The following is a 21704-nucleotide window of genomic DNA, read 5'->3' on the forward strand; positions in this document are numbered from 1 at the left end:
AAAATGCATCCATGAAGTGGCATGGCCTTTCACATGACGGGAGCTGGCGATGGTGAAGAAATTGAAGGAACCGACGGAAGACAAGGAATTGGCAAGCGCCGTGCGCTCGTCCGCGCAGCAGATCTGGCAAGCGGGCCTCGGTGCCTTTGCCAAGGCGCAGGAAGAGGGCGGGCGCGTGTTTTCCAAGCTGGTAAAGGAAGGCACGGAATTCCAGAAGCGCGCCGAAGACAAGGTGGCCGGTGTCAGCGACAGTGTCAGCAAGCTGGCCGATGGCGTGGGCAAGCAGGCCAGCGGCTCCTGGGACAAGCTGGAACAGGTGTTTGAAGAGCGCGTCGCGCGCGCCCTGGCCACCATCGGCGTGCCCACGCAACAGGACCTCGCCGCGCTGCACGCGCAGATCGATGCCTTGAGCCGGCAAGTGGCGGCGCTGTCGGCCAAGGCCGCGCCGGCGCCCAGGCCGAAGGCTGCGGCCAAGCCCGCCGTGAAGGCGGCGCCGAAAGCCGCACCGAAAACCGCGCCAAAAACCGCACCGAAAGCGGCCGTCGCCAAGGCCACGGCCAAGCCGGCAGCCAAGGCCGCGCCGCGCGCCGCAGCCAAACCGGTGAGCAAGCCGCTGAGCAAACCGGCGGCGAGACCGGCGGCGAAGAAAAAAGCGCCGGCCGCCTGAGCTGGCGCCGCATTCCTCCAGCCTGCTCGCGCAGGCTTTTTTTTGCCTGCGTTTTTCGCCGGCGGCCAGGGGCGGAGTGTTTCATTATGGCTATTTTAGGTGGTATGCTTGAGGCAGAACACAGAGAGATTGCCCGCCATGCTACAAAAAGCACCACGCCGTACCCGCGAACGCATCCTGGAGTTGTCGCTGCGCCTGTTCAATGAGTTTGGTGAGCCGAATATCACGACGACCGTGATTGCCGAAGAGATGAACATTTCGCCCGGCAACCTGTATTACCACTTCCGTAACAAGGACGACATCGTCAATTCGATCTTCGTCCAGTTCGAGGCGGAAATCGAACGCATCCTGACCGTGCCCGACGGTCGCCGCTCGAATATCGAGGATGTCTGGCTGTATTTGCACCTGATGTTCGAACTGATCTGGCGCTACCGCTTTTTCTATCGCGACCTCAATGATTTGCTGTCGCGCAACCGCAAACTGGAATTGCACTTCAAGCTGATCCTGGCGCACAAGATCAAGGTGGCCACACAGCTGTGCGAAGACTTGCGCAGCGAACAGTCGCTGGAAGCGTCGGACATGGAAATTGCTGCGATGGCGACGAATATGGTGGTTGTCGCCACCTACTGGCTGTCGTACGAGTATGTGCGCAACCCGCGCAAGTACAGCGAGCAGCAATCGATGTCCGATGCGCTGGCGCGCGGCTGCTACCAGGTGCTGTCCCTGATCGGCCCGTATCTGCGCAATGAAACGCATTTGCTGTTTCGCAAACTGTCGGAAGAGTATGTGACGAAACTCAAGAACGACTGACGCGGCTGCTGGCGCCACGTCGCTATTTACAGGAGAGATATATGGCTTGGAAACAATTCCCCTATCCGGACGAGGCATATGTCTACACGCCGCAAACCCTGGAAGCGGCCTGGGCGCGCCTGCATGCGGGCGACGTGGAACCCTTTCCCACGCACTCTGCGCTGGTGCAAGCCTGGCTGGCCTTCCATGCGGGCGACTTCGAGCGCGCCGTGAAGCTGGGCCTGGCCGTCGGCGTGCCCGGTTATGCGGTGGCGCACAAGGCGACCTGCATCTACGCCACGCACCTGGAAGTGGACGACAGCCGGAAACTCGACATGTACGAAGAAGTCGCGGAGCGCTGCGAGCGCCAGCAGAGCGAGCAGCCGGACAATCCGGCCGGCTACTACTGGCATGCCTACAGCCTGGGCCGTTATGCGCTGGGCACGTCCGTCGTCAAGGCCCTGGCGCAGGGTATGGGCGCGCGCGTGCGCAACAGCCTGGACCGGACGATGACGGTGGCGCCCATGCATGCGGAAGCGCATATCGCGTTTGGGATTTATCATACGGAAATTATCGACAAGGTCGGCGCCATGATAGGCAGCCTGACCTACGGCGCCAACAAGGAAGACGGCTATCAGCACTTCAAGACGGCACTGGCCCTGACGCCGTATTCGGCGCTGGCGCACAGCGAATATGCGCGCGCCTTGAATATGCTCGACGGAAAGAAAAAGCTGGCGGAAGCGCTGGCACTGTATGAAAAGGCGGCCGAGTGCGAGGCACTGGACGCCAAGGAGCGCCTCGAGGTCGAGGCGGCGATCGATGAATTGAAAGGGTAGGGATTACTGTGATCAAGGCTTTATGTGTGTACTGTGGCGCCAATGCGGGCGTCTCGCCGGACTATGCCGTGGCGGCGCGCGAACTGGCGCGCGTGCTGGTGGCGGAAAATATCTCGCTCGTATATGGCGGCGGCAAGGTGGGCCTGATGGGCGTGATCGCCGATGAAGTGCTGCGCCTGGGCGGCGAAGTGACGGGCGTGATTCCCACCCAGCTGGTCGAGCGCGAAGTGGGCCACACGGGCTTGACGCGCCAGTTCATCGTGAAGGACATGCATGAGCGCAAGGCGATGATGGCCAGCCTGTCTGACGCCTTCATCGCCATGCCCGGCGGCTATGGCACCCTGGAAGAGCTGTTCGAGATGCTCACGTGGGCCCAGCTGGGCTTGCACGCCAAGCCCATCGGCTTGCTCAATGTCGACCGTTTCTATGATGGCTTGATCGCTTTCGTGCAAAACGGCAAGGAACAGGGCTTTATCCGCCCGCAGCACGCGGCGTTCCTGAATGCCGACGCCGATCCTGCCGCGCTGGTGCAGCGCCTGAAGGAGTGCGCGCCTTAATCTTTCTTCATGGAAATTGATAGGGAGCCATGCACTGCGCAGTGCATGGCTTTTTTTATTTCCACACGGGAAAATTGATCGCGCTCAATGATTCAATTGATAAATATATGTCCATAATATTTCTCTAGATGCATGTTATTTTGAAAATGAAGATGCTTTTTAATTATGGTTGTGGTCTACTTGTCCTGTTCAAAAGTTAGGACTATCGGACACCCGTGAGCGCGACAAGACTCCTAAAAAACGGTGCCGAGCCATTTCAAGTTGCCACAGCCACGCTACTTCATCATCTCGAAAGGATGCTATTTTGAAACCTATGACCCTCTTGCGCGCGACCGCTGTCGCCGCCATTCTTGCAGCCGCTGGCGGTGCTCAGGCGCAGACGACGACGATCGGCTTCGATTCGCTCGAACATCCCGGCTACTTTGGTTCCGTATTCAATTCCTACTCCGAAGGCGGCTATAACTTTGACAGCAGCTTCCTGGGCCTGTTGAGCTCGGCACATCAGGATAGCTTCGCCTATGCCGGCTCGGCTGGCTTGGGTGCGACAGCCCTGTCGACAACGACCTTGTCGCGCGCCGATGGCGCCGCTTTCTCGCTGAGCTCGATCAGCCTGGCCGATTTCGTGAGCTTGCCTGGTTCCTTCGATGTGACCTTTGTCGGCCACCAAGTGGGCGGCGGCACGGTGACCCAGACCTTCAGCCTTGGCGGCGGCCACACCTTTGCCGATTACACGTTTACGGGTTTCAGCAATCTGCTGTCGGCATCGTGGAAGGAAGGCGCCTTGCACACCTTCCAGGTTGACAATATCTCCGCCACTGTCAGCGCCGTACCGGAACCGGCCACCTACGGCATGCTGCTGGGCGGACTGGGCCTGCTGGGCTTCATGCTTCGCCGCAAGAACTCCGCCTGAGCCTGAACATGGTGCCGGCCATGCCGGCGCATACGTAACAATGCCGCCCAGTGGATGCCGGGCGGCATTGTTACGTGGACTTCATGACCCTGACGTCATGACCACAGGCGCTGGCCTGACAGGTCGAGCTGGGTCAGGTACAGGCGCACGTCGAATTCATACTGGTGGTATTGCGGTTCCATATACGTGCACAGCTTGTAGAACGCCTTGTCATGCTGCTTTTCTTTCACATGCGCCAGTTCGTGCACGGCGATCATGCGCAGGAATTCCAGCGGCACTTCCTTGAACATGGTGGCCACGCGGATTTCATGCTTGGCCTTGAGCTTGCCGCCCTGCACGCGCGAGATCGAGGTATGCAAACCCAGCGCATGCTGGATCACATGGATCTTGCTGTCGAACGCCACCTTGTTGATGGGTTCGGCATTGCGCAGGAATTCATTCTTCAAGTCCTGCACATACTGGTATAACGCCTTGTCGTTGCGCACATCGTGCGCGTTAGGATAGCGTTTCAACAGGACGTCGCCCAGCTTGTCTTGCGCGATCAGTTGCTGCACTTGCGCTTGCGTTTGTTCGGAATAGGCGCTCAGGTATTTCAGGGATGGCTGCATGCGGGGAAGGGCGGGGCGGGGCGCGGAGGTGTCGGTAAGCCGAGAATGTACCATACCGCCGCGCCCCGCGCTGCGCCAGCCCTTGCGCGGGGCCGCCGGGGCCGTCCTGTGCCTTCGTCAAGCCGCGCTGCCGGGTAATCCCGGTCAGCCCGTCAGCCCGGATCAGCCCTTGTCGTCTTCTTCCTTGCCACCCTGCCGGCCAGTGTTGCCGCTGCGCGCCGCCGTGCCGCCGCGGTTTTCATTGGCGCGCTGGGCCGATTGCCGGCTTTCGCCACCCTTGCGGCCTATTTCCGCCATGTGTTCTCGGTTGCGGCTGACGGCTTCGCCGCCTTTCTGCCCGGCCCGGCGTGCTTCTTCCGAGTCGAATTCATGCGCCGTGCCCTTTTGATGGGCTGCCTGGCCGCCCTTGCTGGCAATTTCACGTTGCTGTTCCTCGTTCATGGCGGCAAAGCCGCGTTTGCTCGTGCCTTTGGCGCTGCCCGATTCGCTGGCTTTCTGGCTGCTGCCAGCGCCTTTGCCCTGCTCATTACCTTGATTGTTAGCCATGTCGCTCTCCTTGCTATCGAGTGGGGGTCCAGTGTTCAACTCACGTGTTTAACTCAAGTCTTCAATGCGCCTGATCGGATTGCCTGCCGGTATCGCGGCTGTGGCCGGCGCCATCGCGGTGGCCCGTGGCGTGCATTTTTTCGATCATTTCACGCTGGCGCTGCGTGGCTTTTTCCGTTTCCTCGGCCGTCTTGCGCACCACTTCGTCAGCGAAGGCCACGGCCGTGCGGCTCGCTTCGGGCAGGTGGTTCTCTGCCGTGCGGTTCATCTCGACATTGGCGTTGGCGACGAGGTTGCCGAGTTGCTGCTGGTACTGGCGCAGCTTGTTGCTGCCCGGCTGCAGCTGCGCAGCAGCCAGCGACATGAACTCGCCCGTGTCGCGCGCGCACAGCAGTTGCTGGCTGGCGTTGCTCCATTCCTGCAGCAAGTCTTGCGCCAGCCGCAGATGCAGCTCGCTCAGTTGCTGCGCCGTATCGAACATCTTGCGCGATAGTTCCGTGGCGAAATTGCACTGGGCCTCCAGATGGGACTTCAGGGCGGGGCTGAAACTGGGGGACATACTGGTTGTGAACATGTTCTACCTCAATGAAAAGCGGATCCAGGAAACACCCGGTGTACCGGATGCGGCGTATGGTGCAACAAGCAAAGGGATAGACGCCGGATGGTGTGCCAGGTTCCACGCCAGATGCCGGTTTGGCGCGAGAATGGGGCCTGGATGGGGGAAAAACGCGATGGTTTTGCGCCAGATCAAATGAACGTGAATCAGCTTGCCGCCGCCGGCAGCCATGCTGCTTGTGTGGAAAATGCAGGTTTACAGGCCCGGCCGTGCGACAATAGCCGGCTCGCGGCAGCGCAGCCGATGGCCGGCGCGCGTGGCTGAGCCGAGCATAGCCCACCTTTTTTGCCTTATTCCGCGACCATGACGCATCCCGAATACATCCTGACCCTGTCCTGCCTGGACCAGCGCGGCATCGTGCACCGCGTGTCCGGCTTCCTGGCCGAACGCGGCTGCAACATCCTCGATTCCGCCCAGTTCGGCGACCAGGAATCCCAGCTGTTCTTCATGCGCGTGCATTTCGCGCTGGAAGACGGTGCCGTCAGCGACGCCCAGTTGCGCAGCGACTTCGCCGACCTGTCGCAAGCCATGCAATTGAACGGCCCCTTCCACGGCCAGTTGCACGATGCGCGCGTCAAGCCGCGCGTGATGCTGATGGTGTCGAAGATCGGCCATTGCCTGAACGATTTGCTGTTCCGCTACAAGAGCGGCTTGCTGAACGTGGAAATTCCCGCCATCGTGTCGAACCACATGGAGTTCTACCAGCTGGCGGCCAGCTACAATATTCCCTTCCATCACCTGCCGCTGGCGGCCGGCGCGCCGGAAGCGGCCAAGCTGGCGCAGGAAGCGAAGATCATCGACTTGATGGACACGCACAAGATCGACCTGGTGGTGCTGGCCCGCTACATGCAGATCCTGTCGCCGGGCCTGTGCCAGGCGCTCGATGGCCGCGCCATCAATATCCACCATTCCTTCCTGCCCAGCTTCAAGGGCGCCAAGCCGTATGCGCAGGCGCATCACCGCGGCGTCAAGCTGATCGGCGCGACGGCCCACTTCGTCACGGGCGACCTGGATGAAGGCCCGATCATCGAGCAGGACGTCGAGCGCGTCGACCATGCGATGGATGCCGAAACCCTGACGGCCATCGGCCGCGACGTCGAGTGCGTGGTGCTGGCGCGCGCCGTGAAATGGTTCGTCGAGCACCGCATCCTGAAAAATGGCGACAAGACCGTGGTTTTCCGCTGATACCTTCGCCCGTACAATATTGACATCCACTTTACCGAGACAGAAACACGATGGCCCTCAAAGCAACAATTTTCAAAGCCGATCTGCAGATCGCCGACATGGACCGCAATTACTACCAGGATCACGCGCTGACCCTGGCGCGCCACCCGTCCGAAACGGACGAGCGCATGATGGTGCGCCTGCTGGCGTTCGCCATCCACGCCGACGAGGCGCTGACGTTTACCAAGGGCCTGTTCGATACGGAAGAGCCCGACCTGTGGCAGAAAGACTTGACGGGCGCCATCCAGCTGTGGATCGAAGTGGGCCAGCCGGACGAAAAGCGCATCCTGAAGGCCTGCGGTCGTTCGGAACAGGTGATCGTCTACAGCTATGGCGCAACCAGCCACATCTGGTGGAAGCAGATCGCGAATAAACTGGAACGGGCGAAGAACTTGACCGTGATCAACCTGCCATCCGAGGCGGCGCAAGACATGAGCAAGCTGGCGCAGCGCAGCATGCAGCTGCAATGCACGATCCAGGATGGCCAGATCTGGCTGACGGACAGCGTCAACACGGTCCTGATCGACCGCGAACCGGTGAAGCCGGCCCGCTGATTTTTACCGTTTGCAACGCAAAAAGCCCGGATCGCTCCGGGCTTTTTTCATTGCGGGCGCTTAGTTCGGCGCGCTGCCCAGCCGCTTGATGCTGCTCGAACGCTGCATGCTGCGGCTGATGCGCGGATCGCCGTAGTAGCTGACTTCGCCCGAGCCGCCGATGCTGATGGTCAAGTCATCCTTGGCCCACACCTGCGCCTCGCCCGAGCCGCCGATGCTCACCTGCACCTCGCGTGCGGCCAGCTTGCCCGCCTGGATATTGCCCGAGCCGCCGATGGAGGCCGTCAGTTGCTCCGTCTTGCCGCTGGCCTTGAAGTTGCCGCTGCCGCCGATGGCCACGGAGACCTGGCGGCTGTCGAGGTCGCGCGCGTGGATGGAGCCGGAGCCGCCCACGTCGAAGCGCAGATTCTCGGCGCGCAAGCCCGTGGCCGTGACGTTGCCCGAGCCGCCCACGCTGATGCGTTCCACCTGGCGCGCCTGGATGACGATGGTCAGGCTGCTCTGGCGGAAGTTGGCGTTGCGCTTGGCGGGGCGGATGCGCAAGGTGCCGTTCTCCACGGCCGTCTCGATCAGCGGCAGGATATTGTCGTCGGCCTCGACGGTGACGCTGTCCGTGTTGCCGATACGCAATTCGACCGTGCCCGGTACGTTCAGCGCCACGGCATGGAAACTGCCCACTTCGCGCGTCTGCTTTTGCAGCTTGCCGCTGCCCTGGATGCTGTTGCCGGAAATCCAGTCGAGCGGCGACGCCAGCGCCGGCGCTGCCGGGATGGCCAGCGCGCAGGCGGCCAGCAGCAGGGTGGTCACGGCGCGGGCATGGCGGGCTTGGAAAATTGCGTGTGTCATTCTTGCTCCCTGTTTGGAATTGGACTGTGTGCATGGTATGCCAGCCGGCCAGGCTTGCGTACCGCGCTGCGACAGACTGCACCGGCAGCGGCATGGAATGCAGGAGGATGCGACAGGATGGCATGAGGTATCATGCCGGTATTGGACATACGACGACCGGCTCGCGCCGCTCACACTACTGGAATTACATGCTGATCATCACCATCAAACAGGGCAAGGAAAAGAGCTTGCTGGGCCAATCGTGGATCTACGCGTCCGCGATAGAAAAAGTCGAGGGCAAGCCGCAGGAAAAAATGAAGCCGGGCTCGACGGCCATCGTGCAAAGCTCGTCGAAGCAGTTCATCGCCCGTGCCGCCTACAATTCGAAGTCGCAGATCCGCGCGCGCATCTGGAGCTTCAAGGAAGACGAACCTGTCGACCACGCGCTGATCAAGCGCCGCGTCAAGGCCGCCATCGAGAAAAAACTGCCAGCCATCAAGAAGGCGGGCGAAAACCAGCTGTTGACCCTGATCAAGGGCGAAGACGAGGGCTTGCCCGGCCTGGTGGTGCAGCTGTTCGGCGGCGTGCAAGGCTACCTGATCTGCGAATTCAACGCCGGCGGCGTCGATGCGTGGAAAGTGGCCATCGTGCAATCGCTGATGGCGTCCACCGGTTGCGTGAACGTGTACGAGCGCTGCGACGACCTGATGCGCAAGGGCGAAGGCTTGCCCCTGATCGACGGCGCCCTGGCCGGGGAAGAGCCGCCCGATGAAGTCATGTTGACGGACAACGGCGTGCGCTATGCGCTGGATTTGAAGACAGGGCACAAGAGCAAGTTCCGCTGAGAATTGCTGCCTGACATAAAAAAAACCGGCGCTGGCCGGTTTTTTTATTGGCTTACGCCATGAACACACTGGCGGGAACATTGAACCGTTGTGTCAGGGCCTTGATCTGCCGCACATTCAATGCGCGCTTGCTGCTGAGTATTTCAGAGACGACGCCCTGGGTGCCAATTTCCGGCAGGTCGGATTGCGTCAGCGCATGCTGTTCCATCAACAGGCGCAGTGTCGCGGCAGGCGACACGGCGGCAGGCGGAAAATGCTCCTGATCGTAGTCGCCGATCAGCCGGCCGATACTGTCAACCAGACCGGCCAGCGGATGCTGTTCATCGGCCGCCCCGGCGTCCAACAGATGATGCAATACGCTGACAGCCTGTTCATAAGCGGCCGCATCAGGAATTGCCTGCAGAGGAACGAGCTTGGACAGGGCTTGATAGTGGACAGTGATTTCCGTAATCATTTCACGATGCATCAAGGTTTCCATGCGTCGTACTCCTTATGCGTCAATACTTCCCGGATGAATAGCAGTTGGCGATTGAAGTGAATCGCGGCGATGATCCGGTACTTATTGCCGCCGATATTAAAAACATAGTAATCACCGACGCGATCGGTGGCGTTAAATGTCGACTTCAGCACGGCGAAATTGGCAAACGGACGCGATTCGATGACCTTGCGCCACGCTTGCATGGGTTCGCCCGCCAGCGGGTGTTTTCTGGCGAAATCCATCAAAGCCTTGTTGGCGACGATGCGCATATGCCAAAGCGATGCTGTGACGAAGTGATATCGTGATGTACAGATTATCTCAATTTGAGATAATCGTCAAACGGCGCTACTCCAGCGGCACGCTGCGGTACTTGTTCACCTCCAGGGCCGACACGGCCGGCGCATCATTGCCCCACGACGCGCGCAGATAGGTCACCACGGCGGCCACTTCCGCATCATCCATGACGGGGCCGAACGGCGGCATGCCGTAGGGGCGCGGGTTGCTGCGGGTTCCGGGCGCAAAGCCGCCGTTGAGCACGAGGCGGATGGCATTGACGGCCGACTCCGTCGTCAACGCGCGGTTGCCGGCCAGCGGCGGGTAGCCGGGCGGCACGCCCTTGCCGTCGGCCTGGTGGCAGCTCGCGCATTGCGCCTCATACAGTTTCGCGCCCAGGGCCAGTTGCTGCCGGGCTTGCTCCGACGTGTCGCGCGGCGCCCGTCGTGCGGGCTGCGCGGGGCCGGGCAGGCTTTTCAGGTAGACGGCCATGGCCTGCACGTCGGCCGTGCTCATGTGCTGCAAGCTTTGCCGCACGACTTCGGCCATGGGGCCGAAGACGGTGGCGCGCGGCGACACGCCCGTTTGCAGCAATGCCACGATATGCGCCGTGTCCCAGTCGCCGAGGCCCGCTTCCGCATCCGACGTCAGCGACGGCGCGTACCAGCCCAGCACGGGGATCAGGCCGCCCGACAGGCCGTCGTCGCTGCCGCCCAGCGTCGTGCGGCTGCTATGGCAGGCGCTGCAGTGGCCCAGGCCCTGTACCAGGTAGGCGCCGCGGTTCCATTCCATGCTTTGCGTCGTGAGCGGCTGGTACACGCCCGGCTTGAAGTACAGCGCGCGCCAGGCGGCCAGCGCGATCTGCTGGTTGTAGGGGAAGCGTAGCGCGTGCGGCGCGTTCGCCTGCTTGTGCGGCGGCACGCTTTGGAAATACGCATACAAGGCGTCGCTGTCCTCGCGCTTTACCTTGGTGTAGCTGGTGTAGGGAAAGGCCGGATACAGCAGCCGGCCATCCTTCGACTTGCCGTTGTGGATGGCGCGCCAGAAATCGTCGGCCGTCCAGCTGCCGATGCCCGTTTCCTTGTCGGCCGTGATGTTGGGCGAAAGCACCTTGCCGAACGGCGTCTGCAAGGCGCGTCCACCCGCATACGGCACACCGCCGCGCGTCGTGTGGCAAGCCATGCAGTCGCCCGCCTTGGCCAGGTAGGCGCCACGCGCGACGAGCTGTTCCTGGTTCAGGGTGCTGGCCACGGCGGGCGGGCCCGGATCGTCGTCAGGGTACAGCACGAATTTGGCGCCGGCCGCGACGATGGCCGCGATGGCGGCTGCGATCATCCATTTTTTCATGGCGCCACCTGCGCGGCGGAGCCCGGCACGCCGCCGCAATGCAGCGGCAAGGGCAGGGCGATGCTGCTGGCGGGGCGCGCGTCGGCCGATGCCACTTGCGTGCCCAGCCAGGCCGAGACGGCGCCCACGTCCGCGTCCGACAGGCGCTGCGCCACTTGCGCCATGCAGTCGGGCGCATGGGCGCGGCGGATGCCGTTCTTCCAGGCGCCCAGCTGGGCGTTGATATAGTCGCGCGGCAAGCCCAGCAAGCCGGGGATGGCGGGCGCCACGCCAGCCAGCTGCTGGCCATGGCAGGCGATACAGGCGGGAATCTTTTTGCCGGCATCGCCTTGCAGCACCAATTGTCTACCGCGCGCCAGGGCCGTCGTGCCGGCGCTGCTGGGCTGGGCCGGCGGCGGGGCCGGGTGCTGTGCTGCAAAATACTCGGCAATTTCGCGCAGGTAATCGTCCGGCAAGTGTTCGACCATATAGTTCATCAGCGGATACTGGCGCCGTCCCTCGCGAAAGTTCAGCAGCTGGTTGTACAGGTAGCCGGCCGGCTTGCCGGCGATGCGGGGAAAGAAGGCATCGTGGCGCTCCTGTTGCGCATGACAGGCCGTGCACGCCTTGATGCGCTGTTCCAGGCTGTCGTGGCTGGCGGAGATGGCGGCGGGCGCGGCCAGCGTCATGCCGGGCAGTGCGACGGCCAGGGCCAGGGTCAGCACCGGCACGAGGGGGAAATGCAGTAGCATGGAAAGTCGCATGGGAAATGGCATGGGAAATGAGCTGTCTCGTCGGTCGGGATGGCGTGCCGGTGTTGCTGCCCGGATGTTGTTACCCTAGCATATACCGGGTGCTGTCACTGTGACAGGATCAGTTGTGCAATAAAACTACGGATCAGTTTGAGGAGCAGGGTTGAAACGATATGAGGAATTGGCGGAAGAAGTCGCCGCCATGATCAGTGCGCAGTTGTTGCTGCCTGGCGATAAGTTGCCCTCCGTGCGCCAGCAGCATGCGCGCAGGGGCGTGAGCCCGTCGACGGTGTTCCAGGCCTACTATTTGCTCGAAGCGCGCGGCATGATCGTCTCGCGGCCCCGCTCCGGCTACTACGTGGCGCCGCAGCGCGCCGCGCTGGCGCCCGAACCGGACAGTTCCCATCCGCTCGACGCCAGCACCACCGTGGATGTCAGCGACCTTGTGTTCGAGGTGCTGGGCGCCGTGGGCGCGCGCGATATCGTGCCCTTCGGTTCGGCTTTTCCCAGCCCGCATCTGTTTCCGATGGAACGGCTGGCACGGGCCGTGTCGGCCAGCATGCGCCGCCTCGATCCGTGGAGCACCGTCACGGATTTGTCACAGGGCAATGCGGAGCTGCGCCGCCAGATCGCCCTGCGCTACCAGCTCGACGGTGTGCTCGTGTCCAGCGACGACATCGTCATCACGAATGGCGCGCTGGAAGCGCTGAACCTGTGCCTGCAAGCCGTCACGCGGCCCGGCGACACGGTGCTGATCGAGTCGCCCAGCTTCTATGCGTGCCTGCAGGCGCTGGAACGGCTGGAACTGAAGGCGGTGGAAATTGCCACCAGCCCGCGCGACGGCGTCGACCTGGCGGCGCTGGAAGAGTTGCTGCAGCGCCACCAGCCCAAGGCGTGCTGGCTGATGACGAATTTCCAGAATCCCCTGGGCAGCCTGATGCCGCCGGAAAAGAAGCGCGCGCTGGTCGAACTGCTGGCGCGCCATGGCGTGCCGCTGATCGAGGATGACGTGTATGGCGAGCTGTACTTTGGCAAGCAGCGTCCAGGCCTGACGAAAAGCCATGACGGCGCGGGTCTGGTGATGCATTGCAGCTCGTTTTCCAAGACCCTGGCGCCCGGCTTTCGCCTGGGCTGGGCCGTGGCGGGCCGCTACGCGCGCCAGGTCGAGCGCTTGAAACTGACCACCAGCCTGTCGGCGCCGATACCGCTGCAGATGGCGCTGGCCGACTACCTGGCGCAGGGCGGTTACGACCGCCATTTGCGCCAGTTGCGGCTGACCCTCGCGGCGCAGCAAAGTACCATGCTGCAAGCCATTGCCGTGCATTTTCCGCCCGGCACGCGGGTCACGCGGCCGCAGGGCGGCTATTTCGTCTGGGTGGAAATGCCTGCCGGTATCGATGCGCTGGCCCTGCACCGCAGCGCGCTGGCGGCCGGCATCAGCATCGCGCCCGGCCCCATTTTTTCCGCCACGCGCGCGTTTCGCCACTGTATCCGCCTCAATTATGGCCACCCCTGGAGCCCGCAGCTGGAAGAGGCCATCGCCACCCTGGGGCGGCTGGCGCTGGCGGCGGCATAGCTTAGAAGAAAAAAAGTCCCTGGCGACAGCAAGTGTTTCATTCCAAAAAGAAATATTGCTGTTATATTGGTGTATCTATAACTAATGATGGGAATGATAATGGATAACACGCAGCCGGAAGTGGGTCGTACGCAAGATACGACGATCGCCATTCTGTCCCATGTTGGCGGCCTGTTCACCAGCTGGGTGGCGCCGCTGATCATTTATTTGATCAAGAAGGACGATGCGGATAAATTCTCGGCCGAGAACGCCCGCGAAGCGCTGAATTTCCAGATCACCCTGATCATCTGGTATTTCGCCTGCTTCATCCTGTCGTTCGTGCTGATCGGCCTGTTCCTGTTCTGGATCGTGGCGCTGGCCAACCTGGTGTGCTCGATCGTCGCGGCCGTGAAGGCCAGCAACGGAGTCACTTACCGTTATCCCCTGACCTTGCGGCTCGTCAAATAAGACTGCGCCGGCCGCCGGGTTTCAGCCCGGTCGGCCGGGCAGTATCAGGAATGCGGCAAAGCCGGGCGCCACCGCGGTGGCGGCGCCTGTTTCGTGCGACCACAGCACGACCACCGGTTCACCGGTCGGCCCCGTTTGTGCATAGTCAAAACAATAGTAATCGCCCGTGCCGAACTGGGCGAAGGGCAGCAGGCTACTGGCGTCGTTGCCGCTGTCGCCCCTACTCTCCAGCCATTCCTGCCAGCCTTCGCGGTAGTGGCGCGTGATCGATTCCCATGTCTTGCGCGCATGGTCCGCGTCGTAGACGGGAAATACAGTCAAGGCGCCCAGTGCGCGTCCATTGTTCGCCAATAACCATTGCACATGGGACGCTGGCAGTTCGCGCCCCAGCGCCTGTTCGGCGGCGGCGATCGCGTCAAGCGTGGTGCCGATGGACTTGCTCTTGTTCATGCTGCGGAAGGCGCGCCTGCTCAGGCGGCGATGGGTGGCGGGGCCGGTGGCGTGCTGGCGCGCGGGGCTTTTTGCGGCGCCACTTTACCGCCGTCGGCGATCCAGCGGCGGTACACGCGCAGGGCCACTTGCGCATCGTCGGCCGCGTACAGGATCTGCTTTTCCGTCAGGCGCGACGTGGCCCAGTTGGTGGTGGAGATCTTTTTCGATTTCTGCAGGTGCAGGCCGAAGAACTTCGCCACGGCCGTCTTCGCGCCCAGGTCGTTGCGCTGGCCGCCGCGCAGGGCGACGGACAGGTCGAGCACCTGGGCCGGGGCGATGCCCAGCTTGTTGCGCAGGCGCTTGACGTCGTCGGACAGGCCAAAACCCACTTTCAGGGTGGTGGTCGATTCGAGGATGGCTTTCAGTTCGGCCAGGGCCGGCGCCGGCGTGCTGCCCACCTGGAACAGGTAGGCGATGTCGTCGGTGGCCAGCTGGATCAGATGGGGGCCCGTGGAGGACTCGCCCTTCACAAAAGTCGGCTTCGATTCCGTATCGAAGCCGATGGCGTCCGCTGCCAGCAGGGCGGCCATGGCCGCTTTTGCATCATCGCTGGTGCGTACCAGCTTGACGTGGTCGAGGGCAATGCCTTGATAGGGGGGCAGTGGCGGTGCGGCAGCTGTGTCCATGAAACCGGATCAGCCTTTGCGCGAGAATTTCGCGGTCAGCTGATTCAGTTTTTCCAGGCGCAAACGGCTCGCTTCTTCCGCGGCGGCCGCGTCGCGCTCGGCTTTCTTGCGCTCGGCTTCCTTCTTGAAGCGTTGCTGCAATACTTGCGTGGCGTGGTCGCGGTGGGTTTGCGTCACTTCCGCACCGGCGGTGCCGTCGAGGTCGTAGCGTACCTTGGCTTTTTCCATCACGCGCAGGTAGCGCAGCGAACCCGTGTGGATGCCCAGCGCCGTGCGCATCAGCTTGCGGTCCAGGTCCGGCAGGCGCGCCAGGATCTGCTTGTCGATACCGATCGACAAGGGCAGGCAATCGCGGAATGGCGGGAATTGCTCCTGGAACTGCTTCAGCAGGGCGCGCGCGGTCAGGCCGGCAGGTGCCGGCGTGGTCGCTGCGGCCGGTGCCGCCGCTGGGGCTGCATCGACTGGCGTGTCAGGAGTGGTGGCTTGCTGGTCTGGCGTGGAGCTGGTCATCGACATCATTGGTTGGGCTATAAAAGGGGAGCATAGCACGCGCCACAGGCAAGTGCATTGTCTTTTTTGGCAACTTGCGCTGCGATCTGCCTGCGCGTGGCTGGCCGTGCCAAGCGCGAAATGCGGGAAATGTGTATAATGTCGGCTTGCGCTGATGACTGGACCCCGTATTTGACGGTCTGGCTCAGGTGTGCAGGGGATAGGAGCAGTGCGGTGCAGGGCCACGATTATTGATATTTTTGATATCAGATATTTTGTTTATCAATTATCCAGATAACTGGCCTTCGTGCATAATCTTGCTCTCCGCTGTGTCTTCACTGAACAACAATAGATTCAAGCCCGTTCTGGTACGGGCTTTTTTTCATTCCGCAATGTACATCGCTTATTTATCTGACCCGGCTCCGGCCTCGCCGTACGGTCCGCCGCTCCCCATGACGGATGCGCGGGCTTTGAACGTCCCGATAGACAGGCGCCGCTGCCGTTAACACGGCAGCCGCAACAATACGCTCCATCGAGTCCGGTTTCGCAGGCTTAGGTGGAATCATTCACTTCGCGCCGACACCATCTGGTCTCGCATTAAGAGATATCTCATGAAGAATACGCCAAAAACTTTAACGTTGTCCGCCAAGGCGCCACGCCCAGCTGCGGCGCCACTTGCCGTACCCAAAACGACTTTATCTTACTTCATCGATAATGCGCAAGCGAATCCGGAAGCCACCGTCACGACGGCGCCGACCGTCGTCACCGTGGTGAAGAAAAGCCGCTCGCGCCTGGCTGCAGTGCCACCGGCCGAGTCGGCTGCGGAAGCGGCCGTCAGCGCACCGGCCGCCGAAGCTGTTGTCGACGTGGCCGAGGCCGCCGAAGCCGCACCGGCGAAAACCCCAAGCGTGAAGATCGCTCCCGGCGCCAAGGCCCCGGCCGCGCCGCGCAAGGTCAGCGAAAGCGCCGCCACGAACAAGGTGGTGACGGCAGCCCGTTCGAAAGTCGTGCGCGCCAAGCCTGAAGCGGCGCCCGTGACCATCATCACCGGCGCGCAAGTGGTCAGCAAGACCACGGACGCCGATGCCCTGGCCGCCATCGATACCTCGAATTACTTCCTGCCCACCGTCAAGGTGCCGGGCCGCCGTGGCCGCAAACCGAGCGAATTCACGCCGGAAAACGATGAAGTGGCAGCGCTGAACGCCGTCGAACGCGCCGAACTGAAGGCCGTGTCGAAAGCGCGCGACCGCAAGGCCAAGGGCGGCCTGGCGGACGCACTGGGCGATCCGGAAGCATCGGCAGCGGACCTGGAACGCCGCCGCAAGCAGATCACGGGCTTGATCAACATGGGCAAGGAACGCGGTTTCCTGACCTATGCCGAGATCAATGACCAATTGCCGGAAAACATCATCGATCCGGAAGCGATCGAAGGCATCATCGCCACCTTCAACGACATGGGCATCGCCGTCTACGAGCGCGCCCCTGACGCGGAAAGCCTGTTGTTGACTGACAACGTCGCCACCGTCACCAGCGACGATGAAGTGGAAGCGGCTGCCGCGACCGCCCTGTCGACCGTCGACTCCGACTTCGGCCGCACCACCGACCCCGTGCGCATGTACATGCGTGAAATGGGCGCCGTGGCGCTGCTGACGCGCGAAGGCGAGATCGAGATCGCCAAGCGCATCGAAGGCGGCCTGAAGGACATGATCCAGGCGATTTCCGCCTGCCCGACCACCATCGGCGAAATCGTTGCGCTGTCGCAAAAAATCGCGCGCGACGAAATCAAGGTCGATGAAGTGGTCGACGGCTTTGTCGACTTGAACGAAAGCAATGCCCCGGCGCCCGCCGCTGCCCCCGCGCCTGCCGCCGCCAGCGGTGACGACGAGGAAGAGGAAGAAGAAGCCGAGGAAGAAGACGGCGACGCCAATGGCGGCGCGGCCGGTTTCTCCAGCGAACAGCTGGCCCAGCTGAAAAAGAATGCGTTGGAGAAATTCAACGTCATTTCGACGCAGTACGACAAGATGCGCAAGGCGCCCGAGGGCTACAACTCGAAAGCCTACGTCAAGGCGCAGGAAGCCATTTCGCAGGAATTGCTGGGCATCCGCTTCACGGCCAAGGTCGTCGAAAAGCTGTGCGACACCCTGCGCGGCCAGATGGAAGAAGTGCGCCATATCGAGCGCGCCGTGCTGGAACTGTGCGTGAACAAATGCGGCATGCCGCGCGCCCACTTCATCAAGGTGTTCCCGGGCAATGAATGCGATCTGGAATGGGTCGACCGCGAAGTCGATTGCAAGTATCCGTACAGCGCCATCCTCAGCCGCAACGTGCCCGCCGTCAAGGAACTGCAAAAGAAGATGATCGACCTGCAAGCCCGCGTGGCCTTGCCGCTGGCTGACTTGCGCAAGATCAACAAGCAGATGGCTGCCGGCGAAAAGCGTGCCCGTCACGCGAAACGCGAAATGACGGTGGCCAACTTGCGCCTCGTGATCTCGATCGCCAAGAAATACATCAACCGCGGCTTGCAATTCCTCGACCTGATCCAGGAAGGCAACATCGGCTTGCTGAAGGCCGTCGACAAGTTCGAATACCGCCGCGGCTACAAGTTCTCGACCTACGCCACCTGGTGGATCCGCCAGGCCATCACGCGTTCGATCGCCGACATGGCCCGTACCATCCGCGTGCCGGTGCACATGATCGAAACGATCAACAAGATGAACCGCATCTCGCGCCAGATCATGCAGGAAACAGGCAGCGAGCCGGACCTGGCGACCCTGGCCGTCAAGATGGAAATGCCGGAAAACAAGGTGCGCGAGATCATGAAGATCGCGAAAGAGCCGATTTCCATGGAAACGCCGATGGGCGAAGATGGCGATTCGCAACTGGGCGACTTCATCGAAGACAACACGACCCTGGCGCCGCTGGACGCCGCGCTGCACGCGTCGATGCGCAACGTGATCAAGGAAGTACTCGATTCCCTGACGCCGCGCGAAGCGAAAGTGCTGCGTATGCGTTACGGCGTGGAAATGTCGAACGACCACACGCTGGAAGAAGTGGGCAAGCAGTTCGACGTGACGCGCGAGCGTATCCGCCAGATCGAAGCGAAAGCCATGAGCAAGCTGCGCCAGCCTTCGCGTTCGGACAAGCTGAAAACCTTCTTGACTCAAAATTAAGTAGTCAGCAGGCAATAAAAAAGGAGGCGTGAGCCTCCTTTTTTTACGCCCGTGCCGCGCGCGGCCTTACAGGAAATGCATGCGCTGGCCCGACACGCCGGCGCGGTGACGGCGCCGCAGCTGGTACAGCGCCACGCCGCTGGCGCCGAGGATGAAGGTGATGAGCAGCCAGTCCAGCGGGGTGCGGCGCGGTGGCGGCGGTGGCGACGCTTGCGACGGCACGGCGAAGGCCTGGAATTTATGTCCCGTATAAATGGCGCCCACCACCAGCCCGCCATCCGTGATCTTGTTGGTCAGGTACAGGCCATCGTCGCGCCGGCGCACCGTCATCACGCCATCCTTGTAGACAAAGGTCATCGGTTCAAAGCCGTTGATGCTGACGCTGCCGACCACGTGTCCGGCCGCGTTGACGGCCGTGGCGTAGCTGTCGCCCTGGCCGATCAGGGCGCCCAGGTCGAGCATGCGCTTGCCGTCCCAGGCAAAGGCGTGCCAGCGGCGCTTCTCCGTTTCCGAAGCGCCCACGACCAGGCCCGCGTCATTGATGGCGGTGGCCGAGCTGATGCGCCCGCCGGGCAGGGTGCCGATTTCCTGCATGCCCGCGCCGGGGCGGTAGACGAAGGCGCGGCGGAAGCCGTCGCCGCGCTGGGCCGTGCCCACCACCACGCCATGGTTGTTCAGGCCGCTGGCATAGCTGCTGGCGCCGCCCAGGGTGCCCAGGTCTTGCAGGCTGTGGTCGGCTTTCGTGACAAAAGCGTGGAAATCGCCGCCGCTGGTATCGGCATAGCCGGCCACTTGGCCGCCGCGCGCGATGGCCGTGGCATAGCTGCTGGTGCCGCCCAGGGTGCCCAGGTCGCGCATGCCGCTCGCCGCGTCGTAGTGAAAGGCGTGCCAGGCGCCGCTGGCCGTCTGCGCCGAACCGACCACCACGCCATGAATATTGATGGCCTTGGTGAAACCTTCATCACCGCCCAGGGTGCCCAGCTCGCGGATGCGGCCATGCTGATACGTCACGGCGCGGCGCCGTCCTTCTTGCTCCATGATGATGCCGGCCACCAGGCCCGCCGGATTCAGGTCGGAGGCGATGCTGCCGTTGCCATCCCTTTCACCAAAGCCGCGTTCGGCATAGAGGGTGGCGCTGGCGGTAGGGACGGCGGCCAGCAGGCACAGGCCGAGCAGTGGGGCGTGGAAGCGGGAGAACCGTGGCGGCATGATAGTTTCCTCAAAGAAAAAACTTACTATACTTTTTAATGTTGAGAATACATACTTAATTTGCTACTGTTTTTGATAATTCCTGTATTTCATCATGCCCGGCTGGCGCGCCTTTCCTCGCCTGCGGCAGGTGGATGGCCAGCACCGTGCCCTGGCCCGCCTGGCTGTCGATGCGCAGTTCGCCGCCCAGCGCGTGGACGCGTTCGCGTATGCTTTTCAGGCCGAAGGCGGCCTTCTTGCCGTGATCGTCCGGCTGCATGCCGATGCCGTTGTCGCTGATGCGCAGCACGATGGCGTCCGTATCCTGCGCCAACGCCACCTTCACTTCGCTGGCCTGGGCGTGGCGCACGATGTTCGACAGCGATTCCTGCAGCACGCGGAAGATGGCCGACGTCTGGCGCTGGTCCAGGCCCAGGTCGGGCACCTCGCTGTCGAGCGATAGCTGGTAACGGATGGCGCCGCGGCTTTCCATCTGGCGTATCAGCCATTCGGCCGCCGGGCCCAGGCCCAGCTCCAGGGTGCTGGGATGCAAGTCATTGATGATGGTGCGCACCGAGCGGATGGTGGCGTCGATGGTGTCGAGCACGCGCTGGGCGTGGCGGTGCAGGCGCGGGTGGGTCTTGGCCGTGCGCGCATGCAGCAGCGACACATCGATGCGCAGCACCATCAGGTTCTGGCCCAGGTCGTCATGAATGTCGAGCGCGATGCGCCGCCTTTCCTCTTCCTTGATGGTCTGCTGGTGGTCGGTCAGTTCGCGCAGTTGGGCCAGGGTGCGCTGCAGGTTCTCCTCGTTGCGCTTGCTTTCCGTGATGTCGATGCCCATGGCGATGATCATCTGCGGCCGGCCTTGCGCGTCGAAGATGGGTTTTTTATGCGTCTGCAGCAGGCGGTTTTCCTGCAGCCGCGCATTCCATACCAATTCTTCGCGGATCACCACCTGGCGGCTGGCAAACGCTTCCTGGTCCGCCGCATGGAATGCCTGGGTCTGGTCCGAGGGAAAGTGCTGCACGTCGCGTCCCTCGGCGATATCCTGGAATAGCACGCCCCATTGCTGCTCGCAGGCCTGGTTCATCAGCAGCATGCGCGAATCGGCGTCTTTCAGGAACAGCGACAGGGGCATCATGGAAATGATGTCCTGCAGCCGCTCTTCGCTGCGCGCCAGTGCCGCTTCCGTTTGTGCGCGCATGGCGATTTCCGCGGAGAGCTGGAGATTGACATCGAGCAGCTGGGCCGTGCGCAGGGCCACGCGGTTTTCCAGTTCCGCATGGGCGACGCTCAGCGCGTGTTCGGCCCGCTTGTGTTCCGTGATGTCGCTGGCCAGCACGAGGGCGCCCGTCAGGCTGCCTTGGGGGTCGTACAGGCAGCGGCCGCTGATCATGGCCCAGCGTTCCGAGCCATCGCTGTGCCGGTAATGCAGTTCTCCCATGCAGCTATCCGTGGCTGTCTGGCGCAGCGGACACAGGCGCAGCAAGGTAGCCTCGTCGTGGAATTCCTCCATGGTATGGTCCAGCAGCAGCTCGGCGGGGAGGCCCAGCATGTCGCACAGGCGCTGGTTGACGTGCAGGATGCGGCCGTGCGCGTCCGTTTGCCACATGCCGTCCTGCGCCGCTTCGCTCAGGTCGCGGTAGCGCATGGCGCTGGCATCGAGCTGCTGGCGCGTGCTGGCCAGGTGGGCGCGCAGCGTGCGCATCAGCCACATGGCGATGCAGGCGGCGGCCGTCAGCAGCAGGGCCAGCCAGACATGTTCCCAGAAGTCGAGTGCCTGCCAGGCTGCGCCTGCCAGCCAGCCCAGCATGATCAGGATGAGGGCGGCGCATGCCGTACTCAGCGTTTCAATCGACCATTTGCTCATCCGCGTCCCTGGCGTCATGGTTGGCCGCTGCGGTGCG

General features: G+C 62.4%; 24 protein-coding genes. 11 read left to right on the plus strand and 13 right to left on the minus strand.

The window, feature by feature from the left end:
- Window positions 1-49: 49 nt before the first annotated feature.
- The 5 genes from CSQ91_RS01010 to CSQ91_RS01030 all read left to right on the plus strand — a co-directional run bounded on the left by CSQ91_RS01010 (window position 50) and on the right by CSQ91_RS01030 (window position 3759).
- On the plus strand, window positions 50-667 hold the full coding sequence (locus CSQ91_RS01010; RefSeq protein WP_099387134.1) for a phasin family protein: 618 nt from the start codon (window positions 50-52) through the stop codon (window positions 665-667).
- A gap of 138 nt (window positions 668-805) precedes the next feature.
- Window positions 806-1477 carry a TetR/AcrR family transcriptional regulator gene (locus CSQ91_RS01015; protein ID WP_034786204.1) on the plus strand — a complete coding sequence of 224 codons (672 nt, stop codon included), beginning with the start codon at window positions 806-808 and terminating at the stop codon, window positions 1475-1477.
- A 41-nt stretch (window positions 1478-1518) separates the two neighbouring features.
- The gene (locus tag CSQ91_RS01020; RefSeq protein WP_034786202.1) at window positions 1519-2292 is read left to right on the plus strand and encodes a hypothetical protein; all 774 of its coding nucleotides are present in this window, start codon (window positions 1519-1521) and stop codon (window positions 2290-2292) included.
- Between the two features lie 11 nt (window positions 2293-2303).
- Window positions 2304-2849, plus strand: a complete 546-nt coding sequence (locus CSQ91_RS01025) for a TIGR00730 family Rossman fold protein (protein WP_034786386.1) — start codon at window positions 2304-2306, stop codon at window positions 2847-2849.
- Between the two features lie 313 nt (window positions 2850-3162).
- Complete coding sequence (locus CSQ91_RS01030) at window positions 3163-3759, plus strand: PEP-CTERM sorting domain-containing protein (protein ID WP_099387135.1); 597 nt, start codon at window positions 3163-3165, stop codon at window positions 3757-3759.
- 95 nt (window positions 3760-3854) lie between these two features.
- Here the strand turns inward: CSQ91_RS01030 and CSQ91_RS01035 are convergent, their stop codons facing one another.
- From CSQ91_RS01035 to CSQ91_RS01045, 3 genes are all read right to left on the minus strand, one after another.
- Window positions 3855-4367 carry a YgjP-like metallopeptidase domain-containing protein gene (locus CSQ91_RS01035; RefSeq protein ID WP_034758768.1) on the minus strand — a complete coding sequence of 171 codons (513 nt, stop codon included), beginning with the start codon at window positions 4365-4367 and terminating at the stop codon, window positions 3855-3857.
- 162 nt (window positions 4368-4529) lie between these two features.
- Window positions 4530-4913, minus strand: coding sequence for a KGG domain-containing protein (locus CSQ91_RS01040; RefSeq protein ID WP_070254975.1), 384 nt, complete (start codon window positions 4911-4913; stop codon window positions 4530-4532).
- 61 nt (window positions 4914-4974) lie between these two features.
- Window positions 4975-5487 (minus strand): phasin family protein, encoded by a 513-nt coding sequence (locus CSQ91_RS01045; RefSeq protein ID WP_099387136.1) that lies wholly within the window; start codon window positions 5485-5487, stop codon window positions 4975-4977.
- Window positions 5488-5832: 345 nt separating this feature from the next.
- Between CSQ91_RS01045 and purU the strand changes: the two genes are divergently transcribed.
- The gene (gene purU / locus CSQ91_RS01050; RefSeq protein ID WP_034786194.1) at window positions 5833-6714 is read left to right on the plus strand and encodes a formyltetrahydrofolate deformylase; all 882 of its coding nucleotides are present in this window, start codon (window positions 5833-5835) and stop codon (window positions 6712-6714) included.
- A 50-nt stretch (window positions 6715-6764) separates the two neighbouring features.
- Window positions 6765-7307 carry a YaeQ family protein gene (locus CSQ91_RS01055; RefSeq protein ID WP_034786185.1) on the plus strand — a complete coding sequence of 181 codons (543 nt, stop codon included), beginning with the start codon at window positions 6765-6767 and terminating at the stop codon, window positions 7305-7307.
- 60 nt (window positions 7308-7367) lie between these two features.
- Here the strand turns inward: CSQ91_RS01055 and CSQ91_RS01060 are convergent, their stop codons facing one another.
- Window positions 7368-8153: a head GIN domain-containing protein gene (locus CSQ91_RS01060; RefSeq protein ID WP_099387137.1), complete on the minus strand. Its 786-nt coding sequence runs from the start codon at window positions 8151-8153 to the stop codon at window positions 7368-7370.
- A gap of 188 nt (window positions 8154-8341) precedes the next feature.
- Here CSQ91_RS01060 and CSQ91_RS01065 point away from each other — a divergent pair, with 188 nt between their 5' ends.
- On the plus strand, window positions 8342-8977 hold the full coding sequence (locus CSQ91_RS01065) for an SAM-dependent methyltransferase (protein WP_070224987.1): 636 nt from the start codon (window positions 8342-8344) through the stop codon (window positions 8975-8977).
- A 52-nt stretch (window positions 8978-9029) separates the two neighbouring features.
- On the opposite strand, the gene CSQ91_RS01070 is transcribed toward CSQ91_RS01065, so the two are convergent.
- The 4 genes from CSQ91_RS01070 to CSQ91_RS01085 form a co-directional block, all read right to left on the minus strand.
- Window positions 9030-9455: a helix-turn-helix domain-containing protein gene (locus CSQ91_RS01070; RefSeq protein WP_092612588.1), complete on the minus strand. Its 426-nt coding sequence runs from the start codon at window positions 9453-9455 to the stop codon at window positions 9030-9032.
- A complete protein-coding gene (locus CSQ91_RS01075; protein WP_092612591.1) occupies window positions 9443-9724 on the minus strand; it encodes a type II toxin-antitoxin system HigB family toxin in 282 nt (93 codons plus the stop codon). The genes CSQ91_RS01070 and CSQ91_RS01075 overlap by 13 nt, the downstream gene beginning before the upstream one ends.
- Window positions 9725-9800: 76 nt before the next feature.
- Window positions 9801-11075, minus strand: a complete 1275-nt coding sequence (locus CSQ91_RS01080) for a cytochrome c (protein WP_099387138.1) — start codon at window positions 11073-11075, stop codon at window positions 9801-9803.
- Entirely contained in the window at window positions 11072-11806 is a 735-nt protein-coding gene (locus CSQ91_RS01085) for a c-type cytochrome (RefSeq protein ID WP_257217185.1), read from the minus strand. Before CSQ91_RS01085 ends, CSQ91_RS01080 begins: the two co-directional genes overlap by 4 nt.
- A gap of 163 nt (window positions 11807-11969) precedes the next feature.
- Between CSQ91_RS01085 and CSQ91_RS01090 the strand changes: the two genes are divergently transcribed.
- Together CSQ91_RS01090 and CSQ91_RS01095 are read left to right on the plus strand one after the other, a co-directional pair.
- Window positions 11970-13382 carry an aminotransferase-like domain-containing protein gene (locus CSQ91_RS01090; RefSeq protein WP_099387140.1) on the plus strand — a complete coding sequence of 471 codons (1413 nt, stop codon included), beginning with the start codon at window positions 11970-11972 and terminating at the stop codon, window positions 13380-13382.
- A gap of 99 nt (window positions 13383-13481) precedes the next feature.
- Window positions 13482-13829, plus strand: coding sequence for a DUF4870 domain-containing protein (locus CSQ91_RS01095; RefSeq protein ID WP_034786172.1), 348 nt, complete (start codon window positions 13482-13484; stop codon window positions 13827-13829).
- Window positions 13830-13850: 21 nt separating this feature from the next.
- On the opposite strand, the gene CSQ91_RS01100 is transcribed toward CSQ91_RS01095, so the two are convergent.
- The 3 genes from CSQ91_RS01100 to CSQ91_RS01110 are packed head-to-tail and all read right to left on the minus strand — an operon-like array spanning window position 13851 to window position 15466.
- Complete coding sequence (locus CSQ91_RS01100; RefSeq protein ID WP_099387141.1) at window positions 13851-14279, minus strand: SMI1/KNR4 family protein; 429 nt, start codon at window positions 14277-14279, stop codon at window positions 13851-13853.
- Window positions 14280-14299: 20 nt separating this feature from the next.
- Window positions 14300-14947: a 3'-5' exonuclease gene (locus CSQ91_RS01105; RefSeq protein ID WP_070254960.1), complete on the minus strand. Its 648-nt coding sequence runs from the start codon at window positions 14945-14947 to the stop codon at window positions 14300-14302.
- A gap of 9 nt (window positions 14948-14956) precedes the next feature.
- Window positions 14957-15466 carry a ProQ/FINO family protein gene (locus tag CSQ91_RS01110; RefSeq protein WP_034786166.1) on the minus strand — a complete coding sequence of 170 codons (510 nt, stop codon included), beginning with the start codon at window positions 15464-15466 and terminating at the stop codon, window positions 14957-14959.
- 581 nt (window positions 15467-16047) lie between these two features.
- On the opposite strand from CSQ91_RS01110, the gene rpoD reads away from it, so the two are divergent.
- A complete protein-coding gene (gene rpoD / locus CSQ91_RS01115) occupies window positions 16048-18606 on the plus strand; it encodes an RNA polymerase sigma factor RpoD (RefSeq protein ID WP_099387142.1) in 2559 nt (852 codons plus the stop codon).
- A 66-nt stretch (window positions 18607-18672) separates the two neighbouring features.
- On the opposite strand, the gene CSQ91_RS01120 is transcribed toward rpoD, so the two are convergent.
- Window positions 18673-19815, minus strand: coding sequence for an HAF repeat-containing protein (locus tag CSQ91_RS01120; protein WP_099387143.1), 1143 nt, complete (start codon window positions 19813-19815; stop codon window positions 18673-18675).
- Window positions 19816-19870: 55 nt separating this feature from the next.
- Window positions 19871-21667 carry a PAS domain-containing sensor histidine kinase gene (locus CSQ91_RS01125; protein WP_070278701.1) on the minus strand — a complete coding sequence of 599 codons (1797 nt, stop codon included), beginning with the start codon at window positions 21665-21667 and terminating at the stop codon, window positions 19871-19873.
- Between the last annotated feature and the right edge of the window lie 37 nt (window positions 21668-21704).

Source organism: Janthinobacterium sp. BJB301 (assembly GCF_002735685.1).
Lineage (GTDB): Bacteria > Pseudomonadota > Gammaproteobacteria > Burkholderiales > Burkholderiaceae_D > Janthinobacterium > Janthinobacterium lividum.